The following is a 14,649-nucleotide window of genomic DNA, read 5'->3' as shown; positions in this document are numbered from 1 at the left end:
TCAGAATTCCGGCCGCTCAGCACCACCCTGAAGGGGGCACAACGATGAAAGAGAAAATTCAAAACTGGCTGCACGATTTGGGTGTTGCGCTCGGCTTGATCGAACCGCCAATGCAACCTGTGCCGATTCGCACCGATGACGAGCAGCGCCGCCGCCAGCCACGTCGGCGTTAATGCCCTCAGATTTCCAGATTCAGAAAAATCGCAGTCTTCGGCTGCACCTGCCCATCAACCGGCAGGCGCTGCCGGAGGCTGCGATTTTTTGCTTTCTCCAGACGTAAAAAAACGGGTGTGGCAACCGACGCCACACCCGTCGAAGAAAGCATCAAATCCTTACATCACGCTCAGATCGCAGGCGCCACAGCCGCCGGACGTGGCGAAAACAGGCTGACCAGCACGAAGCTCACCAGACTGACGCCGAGGCTGTAATAGATCGGCGTGTTCGCGTCCATACCGTCCTTGACCATGAACACCAGCGCAGTGATAAAGCCCAGCGTCATCGCGCTGATCGCCCCGGCGGTGGTCGCGCGTTTCCAGAAGATCGCACCCATCAGCGGAATCAGCATGCCGCCGACCAGCAGGTTGTAAGCCAGAGTCAAGGCACTGATCACGTCATTGACCACCAGCGCAATGCCCAGCACCGCCACGCCGGTCAGCAGGGTGAACAGACGGCTCACAGCGACGTTCGACTGTTTGCCGCCGCGCAGTTTCGGCAGCAGGTCTTCGGTCAACGTGGTGGAGGCGGCGAGCAGGCCGGCGCTGGCGGTGGACATCATCGCCGCCAGTGCTGCAGCGATCACCAGGCCACGGATGCCGTCCGGCAGCGAGACTTTGACGATGGCGGCGAAGGCGTTGTTGACGTTGTCCAGATCCGGAATCAGCACATGCGCGGCCATGCCGATCAGCGCGCAGACCAGGCCGTAAATAATGCAGTAGATCCCGGCCGAGGTGCCGGCGTACTTGGCGACCTTCTCGCTTTTGGCAGTGAACACCCGCTGCCAGATGTCCTGACCGATGAGGATGCCGAAGAAGTAGATCATGAAGTAGGTGATGATCGTGTCCCAGCCGATGCTGGTGAAGTTGAAGCTGGCCGCTGGCAATTGCGCGACCAGTTGATCCCAGCCACCGACGCGGTACAGGCAGATCGGCAGCAGCAGGAACATCAGGCCGACGGTCTGGATGCCGAACTGGACGATGTCGGTCAGGGTCAGCGACCACATGCCGCCAATCGTTGAATAGATCACCACGATACCGCCGCCCAGCAACACCGAGATCCAGAACGGCAGGCCGAACAGCACTTGCAGAACGGTGCCGATCGCCAGAATCGAGGTCACGCCGATCATCAGCGCGTAAGCGAGCATGATGGTTGCGCTGGCGGTGCGGGCCATCGGGTTGTAGCGCTTTTCCAGCACCTGAGTGACGGTGAACACTTTGAGCTTGAGCAGCGGTTTGGCGAGGAACAGGTTCAGCGCGACGATCCCGCAACCCAGTGCCGCGCACAGCCAGAACCCGGAAATGCCATGCACGTAACCCAGCCGCACGGTGCCGACGGTGGACGCGCCACCGAGAACGGTCGCGGCCATGGTGCCCATGTACAGCGACGGCCCCAGGTTACGCCCGGCGACCAGGTAATCCTCGTGAGTCTTGGCCTTGCGCATGCCGTAGTAGCCGAGTATCAGCATCGCGGCGGCGTAGAGGAGTACGACGAATAAATCCAAAGCCATGATGGCGAGTCTCCGATTGTCTTTTTTATGGTCAAGCAAATGGGGTCTGCAAGGCTTCCTGTGGGAGCGAGCCTGCTCGCGAAGTCGCACGCACATTCAATAAAGATGTGACTGACAGATCGCTTTCGCGAGCAGGCTCGCTCCCACAGGGTTTTGCGTTTATTCAGGCGGCCTGGCGCATGGCGGGTTTAGCCGGGGCATCGTTGCTTTGGCTGCGCACATCCGTTGGCCCAAACACCTCCCGAGGTTCGGGGAACAGGCGTAGCAATGTCAGGTACACCACCGACGCCAGGCCCAGGGTCACCGGCAGGCTGATGTCGATGCCGCCAGCCAGTTCACCGAGCGGGCCGACAAATTGCCCCGGCAGATTGACGAAGCACAAGCCAACCGCCGCACTCGGAATCCATGCACCCAGACCGCGCCAGTTCCAGCCGTGGCTGAACCAGTAGCGCCCGCCCTGTTCGCCACGGGTGAATACCTGCAGGTCATCCGGGCAGTAGAAGCCGCGACGCACCACCAGGCCGATGATCATGATCACCATCCATGGCGTGGTGCAGGTGATGATCAGCACGGCGAAGGTCGACACGCTCTGCACCAGGTTGGCGGCAAAACGACCGATGAAAATGAAGGCAATCGACAACACGCCGATCAGCAACGTCGCCTTGACCCGTGACAGTACGCGCGGGAACACACTGGACATGTCCAGCCCGGTGCCATACAGCGAGGTGGTGCCGGTGGACATGCCGCCGATCACCGCAATCAGGCACACCGGCAGGAAGAACCAGCTCGGCGACACCGCCAGCAAGCCGCCGACATAGTTGTTCGCAGCGATGTAGTCGGGGGCCTTGATCGCCACGATGGTCGCGGTGGCGAGGCCGAACAGGAACGGAATCAGCGTCGCCAGTTGTGCGGCGATCACCGCCAGCATGATCTGGCCCTTCGGCGTTGCCCTTGGGATGTAGCGCGACCAGTCGCCGAGGAATGCTCCGAAGGAAATCGGGTTGCTCATCGCCACCAGCGCCGCGCCAATGAACGCCGCCCAGAAACCGGCCTGACCGAGCGCGACGCTGCCGGCGTACTGGCTGTCGAATGCCGGCGCAAAGGCAAAGATCCCGAGCAGGAACAACAGGCTCGCGGCCCACACCGCAATGCGGTTGACCCACAGCATGAAGCGAAAGCCGTAGATGCACACGGTCAACACCAGCAACGCGAACAAGCCGTAGGCCAGGCCCAGGGTCAGGTCGGTTTCCGGCAGGTCGAGCAGGCGTTTGGCGCCGCCGACCAGCGCGTCACCCGAGCTCCACACCGACAGTGAGAAGAACGCGATTGCGGTCAGCAATGACAGGAAGGAACCGACGATCCGCCCGTGTACGCCGAAGTGCGCACCGGAAGACACGGCGTTGTTGGTGCCGTTGAGCGGGCCGAACAGGCCCATCGGCGCGAGAATCAGCGCACCGACCACCACACCCAGGACAATCGCCCAGACGCCGGCCTGAAACGACAGGCCGAACAGCACCGGGAAACTGCCCAGCACTGCGGTGGCAAAAGTATTGGCGCCGCCGAAGATCAAGCGAAACAGGTCGCTGGGTCGGGCGTCGCGCTCATGATCCGGGATCTGTTCGACCCCGTTGGTTTCGATGCTGCTAAGGCTTTTTTCGTTGTTGTTGTTATTCATGATCTGCTCCGATCATCAGGCGCGCTCATCGTGCGTGAGCGTCACCATTGGCTAAGGGGATGGCAGCCCTTCCGGCATTGCGGACAAATGTTCGTGACAGGCCAGCCATAGGCCTTGTTGTTCTAGGCTCGACGCTTGTTTTTTGAAAACAATCGTCTCGCGCTCCTGGCTGAAGTGTTGCTCCCCTTGCATGCGCAGCTCGGTGGCCACGTCATGAATGAAAATCGCCACGTCACCCTGCAGGCTGACAAAAGCGTTGCTCGAGGTGCACGACAGCACCTCGAAGCCATCCTCGTGACGCCAGCGGTCCCACAACGCCTGATAGGCGTCGCGCGAAAGCAGTGGCTGTTCGAGGGTGTAAAACACAAAACTCGCATCGGCGCTGAACGCGCCGAAGTAGGCTTCGCGGTCGTTGCGGGCGAACGCGGCGACCAATTCGGCGGCCGCGTGCAGAACCTGATCACGTGCGTGCATGACCCGACCCTCAGCGATGGACCACGCCAGGCAGTACGCAGAGCATTTCGTACAGCAGGTTGGCGGCCAGCAGCGAGGTGTTGCCGGTGGTGTCATAAGCGGGCGAGACTTCTACCAGATCGCAACCGATCAGGTCGAGGCTCTGGCAGCCACGGACGATTTCAATCGCCTGAATGGTCGTCAGACCGCCGATTTCCGGGGTGCCGGTGCCGGGCGCCCAGGCCGGGTCGATGCCGTCGATATCGAAGCTCAGGTACACCGGGCCGCCACCGACTTTTTCGCGCACCTCGGCCATCAGCGGTGCCAGCGACTTGTGCCAGCACTCTTCAGCCTGCACCACGCGGAAACCCTGATCGCGGCTCCAGTTAAAGTCATCCGCGGTGTAACCCTGCGCGCGCAAACCGATCTGCACCACGCGTTCGCAGTCCAGCAGGCCTTCTTCGACGGCGCGACGGAAGGTGGTGCCGTGGGCGATTTTCTCGCCGAACATGTGATCGTTGACATCAGCGTGAGCGTCGATGTGCACCAGCCCGACCTTACCGTGCTTCTTGTGAATCGCACGCAGGATCGGCAGGGTGATGGTGTGGTCGCCGCCCAGGGTCATCGGGATGACGTTGTGCTCGAGGATGTTGTCGTAGGCTTCTTCGATGATGCGCACGGCGTCGAGCAGATTGAAGGTGTTGATCGCCACGTCACCGATGTCGGCGACCGACAGCGAGTCGAACGGCGCGGCGCCAGTGGCCATGTTGTACGGGCGGATCATCACCGATTCGGTGCGGATATCGCGCGGCCCGAAACGAGTGCCGGGGCGCAGCGAAGTGCCGATGTCCAGCGGCACGCCAACGAAGGCAGCGTCGAGACCGGCAGCGGTCGGTACATGGGGAAGTCGGAGCATGGTGGCGATGCCGCCGAAGCGCGGCATTTCGTTGCCGCCCAGTGGTTGGTGAAGAATCTTGTCCACGGGTAGGGCCTCATCGTCTTTGTTTTATTTATGTCGGCGCACCGATGAATACGGGGTCGGACGCCGCTGTGGGGGCGATGATGCGAAATGTAGTGACGGGGAAGAATCGCTACGGGCAAAAACTTAGTTCAGATTTTTCTAAACTAATGCCACCCAGCGCCATAGACTTCGCGCCACTGGAATATCTGAAGATCGCCACCTGTGGGAGCGAGCCTGCTCGCGAAGAGGGCATGACAGTCAACATCAATGGCGACTGACCCGACGCCTTCGCGAGCAGGCTCGCTCCCACAATATGATCTCCATCGAACTGTGCATTGCGCGTTACCTCGTGACCGGAGCAGAAATGGTGAACGCTTTACCCGACCTGAAACTGTTGCGCATCTTCGTCAGCGTCGTGCGTCATCAGGGTTTTGCCAATGCGCAGCAGGAACTCAACCTGTCGACCTCGGCGATCAGCACCTACATGAGCCAGCTCGAAGCGGCGCTCGGCCTGGTGCTGTGCCATCGCGGGCGCGGCGGGTTCAGCCTGACCAGCAAGGGCGAGCTGTTCCATCAGGAAACCCTGCGCCTGCTCGGTGAACTCGAGGGCTTCGAGCAATACGCCGCCGCGCTCAAAGGCGAACTGCGCGGCACCCTCAACCTCGGGGTGATCGACTCCACTGTCAGCGACAAGGCCTTGCCCTTTGCCGAAGCCATCGGCGCCTACAGTCAGGAGCACCCGGCGGTGCATTTGCATTTGTCGGTGATGAGTCCGTACGAACTGCAACTCGGCGTGCAGGACAACCGTCTCGACCTGGCCATCGGCGCGTTTTCCACGCGCATGAGCGGACTGGTCTACATGCCGCTGTACCGCGAGCAACACTGGTTGTATTGCAGCAGTCGCCACCCGCTGTTCAACGAGCGGCGCATTCCCGAACAGGTCATCACTCAGCAGCGCATGGTCGGGCGAGGTTACTGGAGCCAGGCGGAACTGGCGCGGCACGGTTTCAAACACAGCGCCGCCACCGTGGAAAGCATGGAAGCGCAGCTGATTCTGGTGCTCTCCGGCGCCTACATCGGTTACTTGCCGGAGCACTACGCCCAGGCCTGGGCCGACAAGGGCGACTTGCGCGTGTTGCTGCCGGCCACCTTCGGTTATCAGGCGCCGTTTTCGATGATCATGCGCCGCGGCCGCAGTCGCGAGCCGCTGATCCAGACCTTTCGCGATTTGCTCAAAGCCCAGTTGAATCAGGCGTAACCCATCATGTCCCGACCACAATGCCCGCGCTGCCTGCGCCCTCAAACCCACTGCCTGTGCCCGCTGATCCCCAGCCTCGACAGCCGCACCCGGGTGTTGCTGTTGCAGCATCCGAGCGAGGTCAACCATGCGCTGAATACCGCGCGGCTGGCGGCGCTGGGCCTGAGCAATGCCGAATTGATCGTGGGTGAAGTGTTCGACGATTTGCCGACGCTGTTGAACCGTCCGGGCTATCAGGCGCGGCTGTTGTTTCCGGCTGAGGATGCGCAGCCGATGCGGGCTTATGCGCCGACTGACGAACCGTTGTTGTTGGTTGTGCCGGATGGTACCTGGCGCAAGGCACGCAAGATGTTGCACCTCAATCCGCTGCTGGCGGCATTGCCCCGGGTGTCTTTGGCTGAGGGCGGCGTGTCGCGTTATCGCTTGCGCAAGGCACCGGGGCCGGGGGCGTTGTCGACTATCGAGGCGATTGTGCAGGCGCTTCAAACGCTTGAAGCGCCGACTTCATTTGAGGCACTGCTCAAGCCGTTTGAAGTGTTGATCGAAGGGCAGATTGCGGCGATGGGGGAGGAGATCTTCCAGCGTAATCATGGCGACAGATGATCATTGTCAGTGCCGTCCTCTTCGCGAGCAGGCTCGCTCCCACATTGGAACGCATTCCACCTGTGGGAGCGAGCCTGCTCGCGAAGGCGGCGGAACAATCACCGCAGATTCAAATATGACTAGCGCTCGCGCATCGCCTCGGTCCGGGCCTTCAGCACCGGCTTAAGCAGGTAATCCAGCACGCTTTTTTCGCCGGTAATGATGTCCACCGTCGCCACCATCCCCGGAATGATCAGCAGCGGTTTCACATCACCGCCCAGATGGTTTTTATCGGTGCGCACCTGAATCAGATAGAAGCTGTTGCCCTTGTCATCGGTAATGGTATCGGCGCCGATCAACTCGAGTTTGGCGCTCAGCCCGCCGTAGATCGTGTAGTCGTAGGCACTGAACTTGACCATGGCTTTCTGGCCCGGGTGCAGGAACGCCACATCCTGCGGGCGCACTTTAGCCTCTATCAGCAGGTTGTCTTCCAGCGGCACGATTTCGACCATGTCGCTGCCCGGCTGGACCACGCCGCCGATGGTGTTGACCTTCATCTGCTTGATCACCCCGCGCACCGGCGAGGTCACCGTGGTACGGGTGACGCGGTCGTCGATGGCGATGCTGGTGGCGGTGATTTTTGACAGGTCGGTGCGTTTCTCGTTGAGCTCTTTGGCGGCCTCGGAGCGGAAGGTCTGCTCCGATTCGTCGATTTTGCTGCGGATCTCGGCAATCGCCGATTCGGCGCGGGGAATTGCCAGCGTGGTGGCGTTCAGCGAACCACGAATTTCCACGGCGCTGCGCCTCAGGCGAAGGATTTCCACCGGTGACACAGCCCCGGTTTTCACCAGCGGTTCGGACATGTTCATCTCTTGCTGCAGCAAGGCCAGGCTGGAGCTGAACTGGCCTTGCTTGGAACGAAACTCCGCCAGCTCCTGGGTTTTCTGCCGCAGCTGTTCGCTCAAGGTGCGCTGCTCGCTGGCGAGGCGGCGCTGGCGCTGTTCGTACAGCGAACGCTCGTCTTCGGCGACTTGCGGGGCCTTGGCAATCACCTCTGCGGAGAGCTTGAACGGCCGGCCCTCGGCCTCGGCGGACAGGCGTTCGACTTGCGCGGTCAGCGCGTAGCGGTCGGCCTCGCTTTCGCCCTTGTTCGAGCGAAAACGCGTGTCATCCAGGCGCAGCAGGGTATCGCCCTTGCTGACCATCTGGCCTTCGCGAACGAAGATCTCGGTGACGATGCCGCCTTCGAGGTTCTGGATCACCTGGACCTTGCTCGACGGAATCGCCTTGCCTTCGCCCATGGTGACTTCTTCGAGCACGGCAAACTTCGCCCAGACCACCGCGCTGATCAGCAGCGCCGCCGCCAGCCACACGGTGATTCGCGATTTGCGCGGCGAGTCCTGCAACGAGGCGCCGGCGGTTTCCGGCATGAAGTCGGCCTCGGCGCTTTTGCCGAAGCTGTCGAAGTAGCCGCGATCCTTGCTATCGGTGGAAGCAGACATGGGCAACTCCTAGACCGCCGCCGAGCCGACACGGCCCTTGCGCAGTGCATCGATGACCGCTTCTTTCGGACCGTCGGCGACGACCCGGCCGTTATCCAGCACCAGCAAGCGATCGACCAGGCTCAACATCGAGGTACGGTGGGTGACCAGCAACAGGGTTTTGCCCTGCACCCATTGATGCAGTTTCAGCCGCAGCTGGTCTTCGCTGCTGTTGTCCATGGCGCTGGTGGGTTCGTCGAGCAGCATGATCGGCGGGTCGAGCAACAACGAGCGTGCCAGCAGCACGGCCTGACGCTGCCCACCGGAGAGCAATTGCCCGCGCTCGCCCACCGGCCGGTCGAAGCCTTGCGGGTGCTGGCGCGCCAGTTCGGTGACGCCGGTCAGCTCGGCCACTTCAAGCATGCGCGCGTCGCTGATGTAGCGTGCGCCGAGGGTGAGATTGTCGCGCAGGCTGCCGGCCAGCAGCGGCAGGTCGTGGGCAACGTAGCCGATCTGTTGGCGCAGGTCGGCCACGTCGAGCTGGCGCAGGTCGAGGCCGTCGAGCAGCAACTGGCCTTCTTCGGGTTCGTAAAAACCCATCACCAGCCGCGCCAGGGTGCTTTTGCCTGAGCCGCTGCGGCCGATAATGCCGACCCGTTCGCCGGGCTTGAGGCTGAAACTGACGTTAATCAGCGCCGGCGCGTTCTGGCCGTTGTAGTGAAAGGTCACGCCGCTGACGTCCAGCGCGCCTTGCAGTTGCGTGCGTTCCAACGGCCGTTGCTTGCCGTCGCGTTCCTGCGGCAAGGCCATCAGCGCATCGGTGCTTTTCATGGTCAGTTGCGCTTGCTGATAACGGGTGATCAGCCCGGCGATCTGCCCCAGCGGCGCAAGTACCCGGCTGCCGAGCATGTAGGTGGCGACCAGCGCACCGACGCTGAGGTTACCGGCAATAATGCTGTAGACCCCGGCGACAATCGTCGCCATCCCCGAGAACTGCTGAATGAACAAGGTGCCATTGGTCGCCAGCGCCGAAAGGTTGCGCGCGTGGCTATCGAGGCGGGTGAGGGCGCCGTGGGTGCTTTCCCATTTGTGCTGACGCTCGCTTTCGGCACTGCAAGCCTTGAGGGTTTCCAGGCCGCTGAGGGTTTCGATCAGCAGGGCCTGGCGTTCGGCGCCAAGGCTCAGGCTCTTTTGCACGGTGTCGCGCAGTTTGACTTGAATGACCATGGCGAAAATGATCGTGAGCGGAAACGCCAGCAGCGGAATCACCACCAGCCAGCCACCGAGCAGGCCGATCACCGCCAGCATCAACACCACGAATGGCAGGTCGATCAGACTGGTCAATGTCACGGCGGTGAGAAATTCGCGCAGCCCCTGAAAATCATGAATGCTCTGCGCGAACCCGCCGATGGTCGCCGGCCGCGCTTTCATCGACATGCCGGTAATGCGTTCGAACAAGGTTGCGGAGAGAATCACGTCGGTTTTCTTCCCGGCGGTGTCGAGCAAATGCGCGCGCACCACGCGCAACACCAGCTCGAACCCGGTGCCGATCAGCAGGCCGATCGACAGCACCCATAAGGTCGAGGTGGCCTGGTTCGGCACCACGCGGTCGTAGGTCTGCATGACGAACAACGGCACCATCAGGCCCAGCAGGTTGATCAGGAAACTGGCGAGAATCGCGTCGCTGTACAGCCATTTCGACAGCTTCAAGGTGTCGCGAAACCATGCCTGCACCCGGGGCACCAGCGGCGCGCGCAGGTCTTCGAGTTCGTGGCGCGGCCGGGCGAACAAGGCCTGGCCACTGTAATGTTCGACGAGTTCTTCGCGGCTGACCCATTGCTCGCCGCCGTCGGCTTCACTGGGTAGCAGCAAGGCTTTGCCGTCGTCACCGAACCGCCGTAGCACTGCCGTGCGGCCGTCGTTGAGCAGCAGCAGGATCGGCAGATTGAGCGGCGAGATGTCTTTCAGATCGCGACGCAGCAGGCGCGCCTGCAACCCGGCCCGGGCAGCGGCGCGAGGCAGCAGATCCAGGCTCAGGCGTTGTTTGTCCAGCGGCAGCCCGGCGCTCAGGCTGGCGCGGCTGACTGTTGCACCGTGCAGTTTGCAGAGGATCAGCAGACCGTCGAGTAACGGATCATCGAAGCTTGCGCGCGGATCGATGCCGGCGACGCCGGTTTCCATGCGGGTCATATTGATTGCCTCAGTTGAACGGGCTTGGTTATCGGATCGTTCCCACGCTCCTGCGTGGGAATGCAGCCCGTGACGCTCCGCGTCACTGGACGCGGAGCGTCCCTAGAGGCATTCCCACGCAGGAGCGTGGGAACGATCAGTGTTCACGGCGCCTGTGTGGGTTACTTCAACTCAGGCAAGCGCGCCTGGTTTTTCACCTCGGTTGCGGCAATTGCATCGGCTGGCAGCACCACGCGTTGCTTGCTCAGCAACAGGCCCATGTTCGCCAGTACGCGGTACATCGAGTATTCCTCGGTGTAGCGGATTTCGGTGTAGCGGCGGTTGGCGTTGTACAGCTCGTTTTCGCTGTCGAGCAGGTCGAGCAGGGTGCGTTGGCCAAGGCCGAACTGATCCTGATAGGCGGCGCGTACACGTTTGGTGGTTTCGGCGTATTCGCGCGCGGTCGGCGTTTGTTTCTTCGCGTTTTCCATGGCGTTCCAGGCCAGACGAATATTTTCGTTGAGCTGGCGCAGGGCGTTGTTGCGGATGTCCATCGCCTGGTTGATGTCATGGGCGTTGGCCGCCAGGCGCGCCTTGTCGCTGCCGCCGCGGAACAGGTTGTAGTTCATCACTACACCGACGCGCCACTCGTTGTCGTGGCCTTCATCGCCCTGCACGTTGTTGTTCGCGCCCACTGCGGCTTCGGCATCGAAGCGCGGGTAGAACGGCGACTTCGCCACTTCGTACTGGCTTTCGGCAGACTGCACGTCGGCCTGTGCGGATTTCAGGTACGGGTTGTTGTCGACCATGCTTTGCTGGGCTTCGCGCAATTCGGTCGGCAGTTCGCCTCGGGTCGAGGCGGGCGTTTCCAGCTCATCGGGCATGCGCCCGACCACGCTGTAGAAGTTCGATTCGGCGTCGGCCAGATCAACTTCGGCGGTATCGAGGTTGTTTTGCGCCAGCGCCTTACGCGCTACCGATTGATCGGAGTCCGCCGTGCTGCCGACGCCACGCTCGGTGCGCAGGCCGATCTGGTCGTTGACGCGCAAGTGCGCCTGCAGGTTGTTTTTCGCCAACGTCACCAGTTCGCGACGCTTGAGCACTTCGAGGTAGACCTCAATGGTGCGCAGGGCCAGATCCTGCGCGGTGCCTTGCGCGTAATAGGCGCGCGAGTTCGATACGCCTTTGGTGCGCTCGACCTCGTTGGCGGTGTTGAAACCGTCAAAGATCATCTGCCGCAGACGCAGTTCGGACTGGGTGTAATTGAGGATTTCGGTGTTGTGGTTGCCGAAGGCCCGGGTGTTGGTGTTGTCGCTGTAGCCGCGACCGTAGGCGGCATTCAGATCGACAGACGGATAGAAACCACCCTTGGCAACCTTGACTTGTTCGTCCGCTGACAGGCGCGCATCCACGCGCGACGCCAGTTCCGGGTGAGTGGCAATCGTGCTTTGAATGGCTTCAGTCAGATTCATGGCGTGGGCTTGAGAAGTGCAAGCCATGGCCAGCAAAACCGCGCTGCAGAGGGGGGTTAGAACGCGCATGGGTGCATCTCCGTAAGTCCTGATGGTGTGTTACTGTCGCCAAATATTTGACGATATTTTAAGGTGTCGGCGTCTCACTCTTGTAACATCAGAGCTAAGAACATCCTGAAGCGTAGCTAAGAAAAAATTTTCATAAGGCTTATGCCAAAAAAAACTTATGCGGTTTTTCAAAACCAGCACATTGTTCAGCTCGAAAGCCTTTGTTTATGCGCTTTAGGGAGCTCAAAAAGGCTTGAGGAAAGTTCCATTCACTTTGCTTTAGACGGCGAAGTACTGCTGAAGGGGAGGGACGCGTAACGGTCGATGAGCGACATTTTTTTGTCACTCCAGTGATTCACCACCGTTACGTAGCGCTAGTGGGTGTATTGCCTTGAACAGGGTGCCGAAGTGCTTGAATGCGCTGAGGTTTTTCCCGGCAAGGAACCCGCGAAACGAACTGTCGAGGGTGCGAGCGTCGCCCCCGGCAACCCGATTGAGCCATGGGCTGCTTCGCGAACCAGTGCCGACGGTGGTCGGCAGCGGAGGATTTCACATGGCAACGCTCATCGGTACGGTCACAAAAGTCATTGGTCAGGTGTTCGCTCAGGCGGGCGATGGCATCAAACGCCCGTTGTTCGAAGGCGATCGTTTGTATGCGGGCGATCAACTGATCACCGGTGCGGAAGGCGCGGTGGCGGTGAAACTGCAAAACGGCGAGCAATTGACCCTCGGCCGCGGCAGCAGCATCACCATGACCGGGCAACTGCTGGCCGATCAGGCGGTGCCGGTGAACGTTGACGAAGCGCAGACCCCGAGCCAGGCGCAGCTGACCGACGTCGAGCAAATCCAGAAAGCCATCGCCGCCGGTGAAGACCCCAGCCAGAGCGCCGAAGCCACCGCTGCCGGGCCCAACGCGCCGACCGGCAATACCGGTGAACTGGGCGGCGGTCACAGTTTTGTGCTGCTGAGCGAAGTCGGCGGCCGGGTCGACCCGATCATCGGTTTCCCCACCGCCGGTTTCAACGGCATCCCTGAATTTCCCGAGTATCGCCGCAACGCGGACATCGACAATGGCGATGACGCCCCCGCTCCGATCATCGCGCCACCCCCTCCGGTGAACAACCCGGTGACGCTGACCGGCCTGGCGGTGCAGGGCGGCGAACTGTCGGTCAACGAAGCCAATCTGCCCAACGGCTCGGCCAGCAACAACGGCGCGCTGACCCAGAGCGGCACGTTCAGCATTTCTGCCCCCGATGGTCTGACCAGCCTGAGCATTGGCGGCATCAACATCATCGTTGGCGGGGTAGCGGTGGGCTTTCCGCAGTCGATTACCTCACAACTGGGCAACACCCTGACCATCACCGGTTACAACCCGGCAACCGGCGTTGTCAGCTACAGCTACACCCTCACCGGCAACGAAACCCATTCGGCCGGTGACGGTGCAAACACCATCAGCGAACAGTTCACCGTGATCGCCGGCGACAGCAATGGCGACACGGCCACCGGCACCCTCGACGTCAACATCACCGACGACGTGCCCAAGGCGTTCGATGACAACAACGGCACCGCTTCGGAAACCCAGCTGACCCTGACCGGCAACGTGCTGACCAACGATGTACAAGGCGCCGACCGCGTGCCGACCGGCCCGGTTACGCCCGGCACTTTCACCGGTACTTACGGCACTCTCGTACTCAACGCCGATGGCACCTACACCTACACGCTCAACACCAGTGACGCTGATTTCAAAGCACTGACCGGTGGCGGCAATGGCACCGAAATCTTTGCCTACACGATCACCGATGCCGATGGCGATACCAGCACCGCGAATCTCGTTCTGCAGATTCACAACAACGATGACCCGGTGATCATCGACGGCCTCGATGTGAATGGCGGCGAGCTGACGGTCAACGAAAGCAATCTCAGCGACGGCAGCGCCCCGAATGCCGGTGCACTGACCCAAAGCGGCACCTTTACCATCACCGCACTCGACGGCGTCAGCACCCTGACCGTCGGCGGTATCGCCGTGGTCACCAACGGCGTGGCCGCAGGCTTCCCGCAATCGATCACCACACCGCTGGGCAGCACGCTGACCATCACCGGTTACAACGCCACGACCGGCGTTGTCAGTTACAGCTACACCCTGGTCGATAACGAAGCCCATCCGAACGCCAACGGCACGAATAATCTGCCAGAGCAGTTCGCTGTCACCGTGGTCGATGACAACGGCACCACCGCCACCGGTACCCTCGACGTCAACATCACCGACGACGTGCCCAAGGCGTTCGACGACAATAATGGCACCGCGTCCGAGACTCAACTGACCCTGACCGGCAACGTGCTGACCAACGACGTGCAAGGTGCCGACCGCGTGCCGACCGGCCCGGTTACGCCAGGCACTTTCACCGGCACTTACGGCACCTTGGTGCTGAACGCCGATGGCACCTACACCTACACGCTAAACACCAGTGACGCTGATTTCAAAGCACTGACCGGTGGCGGCAATGGCACTGAAATCTTTGCCTACACGATCACCGATGCCGATGGCGATACCAGCACCGCGAATCTCGTTCTGCAGATTCACAACAACGATGACCCGGTGATCATCGACGGCCTCGATGTGAATGGCGGCGAGCTGACGGTCAACGAAAGCAATCTCAGCGACGGCAGCGCCCCGAATGCCGGTGCACTGACCCAAAGCGGCACCTTTACCATCACCGCACTCGACGGCGTCAGCACCCTGACCGTCGGCGGTATCGCCGTGGTCACCAACGGCGTGGCCGCAGGCTTCCCGCAATCGATCACCACACCGCTGGGCAGCACGCTGACC

Annotated in this window: 12 protein-coding genes; 4 read left to right on the top strand and 8 right to left on the bottom strand. The window is 61.4% G+C overall.

What is annotated here, in order from left to right; translation table 11 throughout:
- The first annotated feature begins 44 nt into the window (after positions 1 to 44).
- Positions 45 to 173 carry a PA1414 family protein gene (locus ACGSLL_RS11715; protein WP_003198971.1) on the top strand — a complete coding sequence of 43 codons (129 nt, stop codon included), beginning with the start codon at positions 45 to 47 and terminating at the stop codon, positions 171 to 173.
- Positions 174 to 178: 5 nt separating this feature from the next.
- On the opposite strand, the gene ACGSLL_RS11710 is transcribed toward ACGSLL_RS11715, so the two are convergent.
- The 5 genes from ACGSLL_RS11710 to speB all read right to left on the bottom strand — a co-directional run bounded on the left by ACGSLL_RS11710 (position 179) and on the right by speB (position 4,833).
- Positions 179 to 325: a hypothetical protein gene (locus ACGSLL_RS11710; RefSeq protein WP_394505949.1), complete on the bottom strand. Its 147-nt coding sequence runs from the start codon at positions 323 to 325 to the stop codon at positions 179 to 181.
- Positions 326 to 343: 18 nt separating this feature from the next.
- Positions 344 to 1,723: a sodium:solute symporter family protein gene (locus tag ACGSLL_RS11705; RefSeq protein WP_394505947.1), complete on the bottom strand. Its 1,380-nt coding sequence runs from the start codon at positions 1,721 to 1,723 to the stop codon at positions 344 to 346.
- 163 nt (positions 1,724 to 1,886) lie between these two features.
- On the bottom strand, positions 1,887 to 3,398 hold the full coding sequence (locus tag ACGSLL_RS11700) for a purine-cytosine permease family protein (protein ID WP_394505945.1): 1,512 nt from the start codon (positions 3,396 to 3,398) through the stop codon (positions 1,887 to 1,889).
- Between the two features lie 51 nt (positions 3,399 to 3,449).
- Positions 3,450 to 3,872 carry a YybH family protein gene (locus tag ACGSLL_RS11695; protein WP_394505943.1) on the bottom strand — a complete coding sequence of 141 codons (423 nt, stop codon included), beginning with the start codon at positions 3,870 to 3,872 and terminating at the stop codon, positions 3,450 to 3,452.
- Between the two features lie 10 nt (positions 3,873 to 3,882).
- Positions 3,883 to 4,833 carry an agmatinase gene (gene speB, locus ACGSLL_RS11690; RefSeq protein WP_394505941.1) on the bottom strand — a complete coding sequence of 317 codons (951 nt, stop codon included), beginning with the start codon at positions 4,831 to 4,833 and terminating at the stop codon, positions 3,883 to 3,885.
- 343 nt (positions 4,834 to 5,176) lie between these two features.
- Here speB and ACGSLL_RS11685 point away from each other — a divergent pair, with 343 nt between their 5' ends.
- A complete protein-coding gene (locus tag ACGSLL_RS11685; RefSeq protein ID WP_394505939.1) occupies positions 5,177 to 6,070 on the top strand; it encodes a LysR family transcriptional regulator in 894 nt (297 codons plus the stop codon).
- A 6-nt stretch (positions 6,071 to 6,076) separates the two neighbouring features.
- Positions 6,077 to 6,673: a tRNA-uridine aminocarboxypropyltransferase gene (locus tag ACGSLL_RS11680; protein ID WP_394505937.1), complete on the top strand. Its 597-nt coding sequence runs from the start codon at positions 6,077 to 6,079 to the stop codon at positions 6,671 to 6,673.
- 119 nt (positions 6,674 to 6,792) lie between these two features.
- On the opposite strand, the gene ACGSLL_RS11675 is transcribed toward ACGSLL_RS11680, so the two are convergent.
- The 3 genes from ACGSLL_RS11675 to ACGSLL_RS11665 all read right to left on the bottom strand — a co-directional run bounded on the left by ACGSLL_RS11675 (position 6,793) and on the right by ACGSLL_RS11665 (position 11,843).
- The gene (locus ACGSLL_RS11675; RefSeq protein WP_258450115.1) at positions 6,793 to 8,154 is read right to left on the bottom strand and encodes an HlyD family type I secretion periplasmic adaptor subunit; all 1,362 of its coding nucleotides are present in this window, start codon (positions 8,152 to 8,154) and stop codon (positions 6,793 to 6,795) included.
- A gap of 9 nt (positions 8,155 to 8,163) precedes the next feature.
- On the bottom strand, positions 8,164 to 10,323 hold the full coding sequence (locus ACGSLL_RS11670) for a type I secretion system permease/ATPase (RefSeq protein WP_394505934.1): 2,160 nt from the start codon (positions 10,321 to 10,323) through the stop codon (positions 8,164 to 8,166).
- A gap of 161 nt (positions 10,324 to 10,484) precedes the next feature.
- The gene (locus tag ACGSLL_RS11665; protein WP_394505932.1) at positions 10,485 to 11,843 is read right to left on the bottom strand and encodes a TolC family outer membrane protein; all 1,359 of its coding nucleotides are present in this window, start codon (positions 11,841 to 11,843) and stop codon (positions 10,485 to 10,487) included.
- Positions 11,844 to 12,375: 532 nt separating this feature from the next.
- Here ACGSLL_RS11665 and ACGSLL_RS11660 point away from each other — a divergent pair.
- A partial coding sequence (locus ACGSLL_RS11660; protein ID WP_394505930.1) for a retention module-containing protein occupies positions 12,376 to 14,649 on the top strand: 2,274 nt, incomplete at its 3' end.

The sequence above is a fragment of the Pseudomonas retamae genome, from assembly GCF_043496865.1.
Classification (GTDB): Bacteria; Pseudomonadota; Gammaproteobacteria; order Pseudomonadales; family Pseudomonadaceae; genus Aquipseudomonas; species Aquipseudomonas retamae.
This window is presented reverse-complemented; position numbering and strand designations above follow the sequence as displayed.

Bases quoted from the DNA above. Each gene is read 5' to 3' on its own strand.
- ACGSLL_RS11715 (WP_003198971.1), top strand. From the start codon at position 45: ATGAAAGAGAAAATTCAAAACTGGCTGCACGATTTGGGTGTTGCGCTC.
- ACGSLL_RS11665 (WP_394505932.1), bottom strand. From the start codon at position 11,843: ATGCGCGTTCTAACCCCCCTCTGCAGCGCGGTTTTGCTGGCCATGGCT.
- ACGSLL_RS11675 (WP_258450115.1), bottom strand. From the start codon at position 8,154: ATGTCTGCTTCCACCGATAGCAAGGATCGCGGCTACTTCGACAGCTTC.
- ACGSLL_RS11695 (WP_394505943.1), bottom strand. From the start codon at position 3,872: ATGCACGCACGTGATCAGGTTCTGCACGCGGCCGCCGAATTGGTCGCC.
- ACGSLL_RS11705 (WP_394505947.1), bottom strand. From the start codon at position 1,723: ATGGCTTTGGATTTATTCGTCGTACTCCTCTACGCCGCCGCGATGCTG.
- ACGSLL_RS11700 (WP_394505945.1), bottom strand. From the start codon at position 3,398: ATGAATAACAACAACAACGAAAAAAGCCTTAGCAGCATCGAAACCAAC.
- ACGSLL_RS11710 (WP_394505949.1), bottom strand. From the start codon at position 325: ATGCTTTCTTCGACGGGTGTGGCGTCGGTTGCCACACCCGTTTTTTTA.
- ACGSLL_RS11680 (WP_394505937.1), top strand. From the start codon at position 6,077: ATGTCCCGACCACAATGCCCGCGCTGCCTGCGCCCTCAAACCCACTGC.
- ACGSLL_RS11670 (WP_394505934.1), bottom strand. From the start codon at position 10,323: ATGACCCGCATGGAAACCGGCGTCGCCGGCATCGATCCGCGCGCAAGC.
- ACGSLL_RS11685 (WP_394505939.1), top strand. From the start codon at position 5,177: ATGGTGAACGCTTTACCCGACCTGAAACTGTTGCGCATCTTCGTCAGC.